The following is an 8,835-nucleotide window of genomic DNA, read 5'->3' on the forward strand; positions in this document are numbered from 1 at the left end:
CGCTTTCGCGTTTCCCTTTCCTGCGAGTCCGACTCTATCAGATCTTTTCGGGCCTGATTCCCAGTCAGCGGGCTTCGCCTTCCCGGCCCTTCGGCCGTTCCGACGCCTCAAACTGTAGCGGATCCTCCCGGCGACTCATAATCGAGTCTGTGAATTGAATTCCGGCATGCCGAAATTCTCTCCGGTGGGAGATCGTTCTGAGTTTGGTTGCCGCATTCGCGGCGGGATCGGCTGCCACCGGACCGTACCGGCTCCGTGACAACTCGAAGAACCTTACGGATGCGAGGGCGGTGTGTCAACCTCACCTCTCGCCCCCTGCCCTGACCCTCAGTCGAGGTCGGTGAGCCGGCCGCCGGCGTCCGGCTGTTCGTGCTCCACACGGCGCAGCAGCCGGATCAGGATCTCGCCCAGCGCACCACGCTCATCACCCGAGAGGTCCTGGAGAAGGTCCTCCTCGAAGGTGGTGGCCATCCGCATCGCCTCGAGCCACTTCGCGCGGCCCTCGTCGGTCAGCTCCACGATGACGCGTACCCGGTTGTTCTCGTCCCGGTCCCGGGTGACCAGGCCTTCGCCGGCCATCCGGTCGATGCGGTGCGTCATCGCTGCGGGAGTCAGCCCGAGCCGCTTTGCGAGCTCGCCCGGCCCCAGCCGGTAGGGGGCGCCGGACAGGACCAGGGTCTTGAGGACCTCCCACTCGGTGTTGCTGATCCCGAGTGCGGCGACCTGCCTGCCGTAGGCGACGTTCATCCGGCGGTTCAGCCGGCCCAGCGCGGAGACGATCTGCTCGACCTGGGGGTCGAGGTCCCGGAATTCGCGCTGGTAGGCCGCGATCTGCTCGTCGAGGCTCGGCTCCTGGAGCTCGGGCTGCTCGGTGGTGTCAGACATGGCGGGCAGTATCGCACGCTGTTCGTCGCCGTCGAAGTCCTTCAAGGTGAAGAGTTCAGCCTCTAATTTTAGTGCTAAAGTCTACGAGTCTGTGTTCTTGCGAGTGAGTCTTGAGGTAGGTGAGTGTGACCAGGGAGATGGGTGCAGCGCTGCGGCGGATCCAGCTGGGGAGTGCGCTGAGTGCGTTCGGCCTCGGATTCACCGTCCCGTATCTGTACGTCTACGTGGCACAGGTACGGGATCTTGGTGCCGGTACGGCAGGTGTCGTGCTGGCTGTGTTCGCCATGGCAGCGCTCGCGGTGCTGCCGTTCACCGGCCGTGCCATCGACCGGCGCGGTCCCTTGCCCGTGCTGGTCGTCGCCGCCGTGGCCGCGGCCGTGGGCGCCTGTGCCCTGGGCTTTTCGGACGGCGTGACGTCAGCTGTGCTTTCCGCCGTGGTCCTTGGCGCCGGCACCGCTGTCATGCAGCCTGCGCTCGCGACGATGCTGGTGTGGTGCTCGAGTGCCGCGACCCGTACCCGCGCCTTCGCCATGCAGTTCTTCCTGCAGAACCTCGGCCTCGGCCTCGGTGGCCTGGTCGGCGGGCAGCTGGTGGACGTCGACCGTCCGTCGAGCTTCACCCTGCTGTTCCTCATCGAGGCGGGGATGTTCCTGGTGCTGGGCGTGGTCGCGGCCACGGTTCGCATGCCGCGTGCGCCTTCCCTCACGGGAGCGGTGCCCGCCGACGGCACCGCTCCCAAGGCCGGGCTGCGGGTGCTGCTCTCGCACAAGGCCATGGTGCAGCTGTGCGTGCTGGGCTTCGTGATCTTCTTCGCCTGCTACGGACAGTTCGAGTCCGGTCTCGCCGCCTACGGCACCGAGGCAGCCGGCATCGATCCGTCCACCCTGGGTATCGCGCTGGCGGCCAACACGGCGGTGATCGTCGTCGCGCAGTTCGTCGTGCTCCGTCTCGTGGAGCGCCGCAGTCGCAGCCGGGTCATCGCGTGGGTCGGTCTGATCTGGGCCTTCGCGTGGATCGTGGCCGGGTACGCGGGCCTGGGACACGGCAGCCAGACCATGGCCACGGCCGCGATGATCTCGACGTACGCCCTGTTCGGGCTCGGTGAGGCGATGCTGTCGCCGACCGTGGCGCCGCTCGTCGCCGATCTGGCTCCGGAGGCCATGGTCGGTCAGTACAACTCGGCTTTCGCCCTGGTGAAGCAGCTCGCGCTGGCCGTCGGGCCCGCAGTGGGCGGGCCCATGGGGGCGTCCCTGCACGGGCCGTACATCGTGACGTTCGTGCTGTTCTCGCTCGGCATCACCGTGCTGGCTCTCAAGCTGGGCCGTCAGCTCACTCCGGCACAGGACCGGCCGTTGCTCGCGGCGGGGCCGTCCCGGGTGGTCGCCGTGTCGCTGCCGGAGAGCGAGCCGGTCATCCCTCCCACCGCCGTGCGTCGAGACACCGCCGTGCACTGAGTCGCCGCCCTGCGCCGATGCACGGCCGTGCGCCGGGTCGGGTCAGCCGGGGAGCGCGAATTCGCACCAGACCGCCTTGCCCCCGCCGGGGGTACGGCGGCTTCCCCACGACGTGGCGATGGTCGCGACGATGGAGATGCCGCGTCCCGCCTCGTCGGCGGGCTCGGCGCGACGGCGGCGCGGCAGGTGGTCGTCCCCGTCCGTCACCTCGATGATCAGGCGCCGGTCGGTCCGGCGCAGACCGAGGCGCATGGGCGGAGTGCCGTGCTGGAGGGAGTTCGCGACGAGCTCGCTCGCGGCGAGAACGCCCAGGTCACAGAGCTCCATGGGAAAGCGCCAGGAAGCCAGGACGCCCGTGGCGAAGGCGCGTGCCCTGGGCGCGGCCTCGATGCCTCCGAGCAGTTCGAGCGAGGCGTTGTGGAAGAGCTCCGCGCTCGCTCCCGTCCGTGCGGGGTGCTGGACCACGAGGACCGCCACGTCGTCGTCGTGCTCGGCGGTGACACCCAGGGAGCGGATGAGCCGGTCGCAGACCACCTGGGGCGATCCCTTGGCACCGGAGAGGGCGCGCGCCAGGGAGGCCACTCCCTCGTCGATGTCCTCGCTGCGCCGTTCGACCAGGCCGTCCGTGTAGAGGACTGCGGTGGAGCCGGGCGGCAGGGGGATCGTCCCCGAGGTGTGAACCCAGCCGCCCGTGCCGAGCGGCGGCCCGGTCGGGTCCTCCGCGCGGTGGACGGTGCCGTCCTCGTCGCACACGAGGATCGGGAGGTGCCCGGCGGAGGAGTAGACGAGGTGCCCCTCGTTGGGGTCGTGGACGGCGTAGGCGCAGGTGGCGATCTGGCTGGCATCGATCTCGGCGGCGAGCACGTCGAGGAGCTGGAGCACCTCGTGCGGCGGAAGGTCGAGGCGTGCGTACGCCCGGACGGCCGTGCGCAGCTGGCCCATGACGGCGGCGGCCCGCACACCGCGCCCCATCACGTCGCCGATGACGAGTGCGGTCCGTCCTGCGCCCAGGGTGATGACGTCGTACCAGTCACCGCCGACCGCCGCGTCCGTGCCGCCCGGCTGATAGGTGGCGGCGATGCGCAGGTCGTCCGGCTGTTCGAGGTCCTGAGGGAGCAGGGAGCGCTGGAGCGTGACGGCCGTCTCGCGGTGGCGGCGTTCGCTGGTCCTGAGGCGCTCGGCCGCCTCGGCGTGGTCGGTGACATCTGTGGCGTAGACGAGGACGCCCGGCTCCCCGCCGGTTCCGTCCGGGCCGGTGGCCACGGGTGTGCAGGTCACGGTGTACGAACTGCCGGCCTGCACCTTGCGGGACTTGACCGTACGGGGGGTGCCGCTGCGCAGGACCTGGTCCATGAGGGGCAGCAGGCTGAGCTCGGCGAGCTCGGGCATGGCCTCGGCCGCGGGTACACCGCAGGGGCGTGGGCCGAAGGCGGACGTGTAGGCCGCGTTGACGTAGGTGATGCGGTGTTCCGGTCCGTGCAGCAGGGCGACGGGGGCGGGGAGCCGGCCGAGGAGCTCGCGGGCCGACAGGGCTTCCAAGGCGGGCCCGGGCACAGGGGCGGAGGGTTCGGAGCTGTCGTCGGGCGGCGTGGCCGCGGTCTTCGGCCGTAGGGACTCGGCGCGGGCGGCGGGTACGGAACTGTGGTCGTCGTCCCGCGCGGCGGCTCGACGTTGTGTTCCGGGAAGGCGGGCGCTCCAGCGCGTGAAGTTCACGGAATTTCTGGCCTCGTGTGTCGGTCGGGTCCGCTCGGGCGAGCTGCTTCTTCTGCTGGTCCTGTGGCCGGCACCCGCCGGTCCTCATGCCGGATCGGGGTGCCGGGGCCGTGCTGTCGGGAACGCGCAGCCGGACCTGTCCGTGCTGGTGGTCGCCGCTGCCGGTCACTGTAGGTGACCGCCTGCCGGATCACTCTGCGCAGGTGTGAGCCCACCTATGGTCACATGCCCAGTGTGACCGACCGTACTGACAGTTGGTGTACGGCCGTCGGTCCGTCCGCTGAACTGCAGCGGTTCCCGGAGGGTGTGCCCGCGCGGCGGTGAACCGCGGATCAACGGGACGTGTCCGGTGGCCTGTCGTCCTTCGGCGGGGTCTGTTCGGGAGGCCCGGGATGTACGAGTCCTCGTGCGGCGAGGGCGAATTCGGCGCGCGGGTGTTCGAGCGAGCCGAGGGAGACGATCTCGCGTTTGAAGAGTCCGGCCAGGGTCCACTCAGCAAGGACGCGCGCCTTCCGGTTGAACGTGGGTACGCGGCTGAGGTGGTAGACGCGGTGCATCAGCCAGGCCGGATATCCCTTGAGCTTTCGCCCGTAGACATGCGCGACTCCCTTGTGCAGGCCGAGCGAGGCGACGGATCCGGCGTAGGAGTGCCGGTAGTCCTGGGCCGGCCGGCCGGCGAGCGTGGCCACGATGTTGTCGGCGAGGACCTTTGCCTGACGGACCGCGTGCTGGGCGTTCGGCGCGGTCTCCGTGCCCGGCTCCGACGAGGTGAGGTCCGGAACGGCCGCCGCGTCACCGGCGGCCCAGGCGTGTTCGGCGCCGTCGACGGAGAGCGTGGCGGTGCAGCGGATCCGGCCGCGCTCCGTGAGGGGGAGGTCGGTGGCGGCGAGGATCGGTGCGGGCTTCACGCCCGCGGTCCACACCAGGGTGCGGGTCGGGAAGCGCGCCCCGTCACTGAGTACGGCGACGCGGCCTTCGCAGCTGTCCAGCCGGGTGTCGAGCCGTACGTCGATGTTGCGGCCCCGCAGCTCCCTGACGGCGTACTTGCCCATCGCCTCGCCGACCTCGGGCAGGATGCGCCCGGTCGCCTCGACCAGGATCCATCTCAGGTCCGAGGGCTTGATGTTGTGGTAGTACCGCGAGGTGTAGCGGGCCATGTCCTCCAGCTCCGCGAGCGCCTCGACGCCCGCGTATCCACCGCCCACGAAGACGAAGGTGAGGGCCGCGTCGCGGATGGCGGGGTCCCGGGTGGCGGAGGCGATGTCCATCTGTTCGATGACGTGGTTGCGGAGGCCGATGGCCTCCTCGACGGTCTTGAAGCCGATGCCGAAGTCCGCGAGGCCCGGAACCGGCAGGGTGCGTGACACGGATCCGGGCGCGAGGACGAGCTCGTCGTACGGAATCTCCAGGGCTCCGGTGCCGTCCTCGCCGGTGGCGAGCGTCGTGACCGTCACGGTGCGTTTGGCGTGGTCGACACGCTCCGCCTCGCCGATGACGATCGTGCAGTTCTTGAGGACCCGGCGCAGGGGCACGACGACATGACGCGGAGAGATCGAACCGGCTGCGGCCTCGGGCAGGAACGGCTGGTACGTCATGTAGGGATCCGGCGTGACCACCACGATCTCGGCCTCACCGCTTCTCAGTCTCTGCCGGAGCTTCCGCTGGAGACGCAACGCGGTGTACATCCCCACGTAGCCGCCGCCGACGACGAGAATGCGTGCACTCGGCCGGGTGCCGGGGGGTGTCCCCCGGGAATCTGGTGCCATCACCATCCCATGACGCACCGGAGTCCGGAGTTTGTCCACAGGCCCGGCAAATTGTGTGACCGGAGCTCTTCGATCACCCGGCGGACCTCGGCCACCGCCCGGTTCCGGAGGTGTGCAGGTCAGATGCGGTAGGAGGGCGTGGTCGCAGGGGGCGAATCGGGGTCCAACCGGTCCTTGCTCCGATCGGGGGGCGCTCCGTGCGGAACTACCCCCTTCTGAATTGACCCGGGCTCAACTATGTTCGTACCCCGTCGGGGTGTCGGATTCGGACCAGTGACCAGACACCGGCAGACACGGCGGGGAAGTCTCCGGGGGGAGACGACATAACCGGGGGAAGTTATGCACATTCAGGATTTGCATGGGCCGAGCGCCGTCGCCTCTTCTGCTGAGGACCATGGGCGGCTTGGCCCCGTGGGCGCGGTCGGGACGGTCGCGGCAGCGGGAGCGACGGGTGGCACGGCCCGCTCGGCGCCGCTCCGCGTGGACGCGCAGCGCAATCTCGAACACGTCCTGCGCGCCGCGCGTGAGGTGTTCGGGGAACTGGGTTACGGCGCACCGATGGAGGATGTGGCGCGCCGCGCGCGGGTCGGCGTCGGTACGGTCTACCGGCGTTTCCCGAGCAAGGACGTACTGGTGCGCCGGATAGCGGAGGAGGAGACCGCTCGGCTGACCGACCAGGCTCGCACGGCCCTCGGCCAGGAGGACGAGCCGTGGTCGGCGCTCTCCCGCTTCCTGCGGACCTCGGTGGCATCCGGTGCGGGACGGCTGCTGCCCCCGCAGGTGCTGCGCGTGGGGGCGGAGCAGGACGAGCATGCCTCGACGGAGGGTCCCGGCACGGCCGACGGCGAGTCTCGCGTCCCGCATCAGCGGCAGGGAGTGGGCCAGCCCGACCTCCGGGTGGTCGGCCGGCCTCCTGGAAGCGAGGACGGGATCGAGGACGACCCGGGTGTGGCCGAACTGCTCGAGGTCGTTGGCAGGCTGGTCGACCGGGCCCGTGAGTCGGGTGAGCTGCGGGGCGATGTGACGGTGGCAGATGTGCTGCTGGTCATCGCCACGGCGGCGCCGGCGCTGCCGGATCCCGCTCATCAGGCCGCTGCCTCGGCCCGGTTGCTGGACATCCTGCTGGAGGGGCTCCGCTCCCGCCGGGCGTAGGCATCCCGCCGGGCGTAGGACCCACGTAGTTCCCGTGCGGGACGCCCGCACCGCGGGCGCGCCGCGCGGTCCTGCGGCGCCGGCAGTACAGCTGTCGCGTAGGCCCTGCCGTCACGTATGCGCAGTCGCCTGCGTATGCGCGGACATCGCGCATGCGCAGGCGTCACCCCCGCACAGTCGTCAGCGTGCGTGCAGCGGCCGGTGGGGCCCATCCCCTGTCAGCTGCATACCCATGCGGCCGAGGGCGTTTCCCGTGCGACCGGGGGCCGTTGCGCCTTCCCCGTCGGGGTGATGTCACACCCCCGGGCACAGGAAGAAACCCCGGACGAGTGGTTGCTGATACTCAGGGCTCGTCGCGGCGTTGCGCTGTGGCAATGTGGCCCCGGTATTCGGGTCCGAGGGTGTATACGGGGGCTTCCGCGATGAGCGGTGACGCGCGGCAGGAAGAGCCGTCCGGCGGTGTCGATGCAGCGGGCAGGGACGGCAGGGGCACGGAGGCCGGCAGCCCGTCGGCCTCGCGTACGCCGAGCCGGCCGCCGGGCCAGGTGCCGGACCAGGTGACGCCACCCGGCCGTTCCGGGACCGGACGGCCGAGCGCCCCCGCCGAAGGGGGCGCCGGGTCTGCGCGGCCGGACGACTCCAACGATGGCGGCACCGTGCTGCCCGGTCCCTGGCCGTCGAGGTCCGCCGCCGATGACGGGGCGCAGCCGGAACCCGGTTCGGAGGCCGATGCCGCCTACGCGGTCCCTCTGCAGCGTGAGGGGCGCGCGGGGTCCGCGGAACTCAGCCCCTCGGACGCGCAGTTGATCCAGGGCATGCGCACGGGTGACGACCATGCCTACGAGGAGCTCTTCCGGCGCCACTCGGGGGCGGTGCGCCGCTATGCGCGTACCTGCTGCCGGGACGCCCACACCGCCGACGACCTGACGGCCGAGGTGTTCGCCCGGACGCTGCAGGCCGTGCGGGGCGGGAAGGGGCCGGAGGAGGCCGTCCGGGCCTACCTCATGACGGCTGTCCGGCATGTCGCCGCCGCGTGGACCAGGAGCGCGAAGCGCGAGCATCTGGTGGACGACTTCGCGGTGTTCGCCGCGCAGGCCACTCGCTCCGCCGAGCTGTCGGAGGCCGACACCCTCGACCTCGGCGCCGATGTGCTCGCCATGCACGAGGCGGACCGGTCGATGGCCATGGAGGCCTTCCGCAGCCTGCCGGAGCGCTGGCAGGCCGTGTTGTGGCACACGACCGTGGAGGAGGAGTCACCGAGCGAGGTCGCGCCGCTGTTCGGCCTGACCGCCAATGCCACGGCGGTCCTGGCCGTCCGGGCCCGTGAGGGGCTCAAGCAGGCCTATCTGCAGGCCCATGTGAGCCAGTCGCTGACGGCCGGCGGCGACTGCGCGCAGTACGCCGACCGGCTCGGCGCCCATGCCCGGGGCGGTCTGCGGACCCGGGCCGAACGCGGACTGCGCAAGCATCTGGACGAGTGCGCGAAGTGCCGGATCGCCGCCGGTGAGCTGGACCGTGTGAACGCCGGCATTCCGGCCCTGCTCCCGGTCGCCGTCATCGGCTGGTTCGCCGCGGGCTACTCGCTCAAGGCCGCCGGCATCGTGGCGGGTGGCGCGGCGGGTGCGGCCGGCGCCGGAGCCGCCGCGGCTGCCTCGGGAGGCGCGTCCTCCGGGGGAGGCACGGCAGGCGGGGCCGCGGCGTCCGAAGTGATCGGCGGCCCGGCGAAGGCCGGGATCGCCGCCGCGGCGGCCGTGGCGGCAGCCGCCGGGCTCGTGTGGGCCCTGGTCGGGGGCGACCGGCCTGCGCCCGAGCACAAGCCGGTGGCCAAGCCACCGTCCGCAGCGCCCGCCACCCCCATGCCACCT

At 71.1% G+C, this 8,835-nt stretch carries 6 protein-coding genes; 3 read left to right on the top strand and 3 right to left on the bottom strand.

All coding sequences use genetic code 11. The annotated features are described in order from the left end of the window. Positions 1–327: 327 nt before the first annotated feature. A complete protein-coding gene (locus tag BFF76_RS27595) occupies positions 328–885 on the bottom strand; it encodes a MarR family winged helix-turn-helix transcriptional regulator (RefSeq protein WP_031097438.1) in 558 nt (185 codons plus the stop codon). Positions 886–1,022: 137 nt separating this feature from the next. Here BFF76_RS27595 and BFF76_RS27600 point away from each other — a divergent pair, with 137 nt between their 5' ends. After that, positions 1,023–2,339 carry an MFS transporter gene (locus tag BFF76_RS27600; protein ID WP_065849294.1) on the top strand — a complete coding sequence of 439 codons (1,317 nt, stop codon included), beginning with the start codon at positions 1,023–1,025 and terminating at the stop codon, positions 2,337–2,339. 42 nt (positions 2,340–2,381) lie between these two features. Here the strand turns inward: BFF76_RS27600 and BFF76_RS27605 are convergent, their stop codons facing one another. Both BFF76_RS27605 and BFF76_RS27610 read right to left on the bottom strand, forming a co-directional pair. After that, on the bottom strand, positions 2,382–4,052 hold the full coding sequence (locus tag BFF76_RS27605; protein WP_031097435.1) for an ATP-binding SpoIIE family protein phosphatase: 1,671 nt from the start codon (positions 4,050–4,052) through the stop codon (positions 2,382–2,384). A 332-nt stretch (positions 4,053–4,384) separates the two neighbouring features. Beyond that, entirely contained in the window at positions 4,385–5,818 is a 1,434-nt protein-coding gene (locus BFF76_RS27610; RefSeq protein ID WP_053929660.1) for an NAD(P)/FAD-dependent oxidoreductase, read from the bottom strand. A 339-nt stretch (positions 5,819–6,157) separates the two neighbouring features. On the opposite strand from BFF76_RS27610, the gene BFF76_RS27615 reads away from it, so the two are divergent. Further along, the gene (locus tag BFF76_RS27615) at positions 6,158–6,970 is read left to right on the top strand and encodes a TetR/AcrR family transcriptional regulator (protein WP_053929639.1); all 813 of its coding nucleotides are present in this window, start codon (positions 6,158–6,160) and stop codon (positions 6,968–6,970) included. Between the two features lie 422 nt (positions 6,971–7,392). Next, positions 7,393–8,835 (top strand): sigma-70 family RNA polymerase sigma factor (locus BFF76_RS27620; protein WP_065849295.1); only part of this gene is annotated, 1,443 nt, incomplete at its 3' end.

Source organism: Streptomyces mutomycini, assembly GCF_001700505.1.
Taxonomy (GTDB): Bacteria; Actinomycetota; Actinomycetes; order Streptomycetales; family Streptomycetaceae; genus Streptomyces; species Streptomyces mutomycini.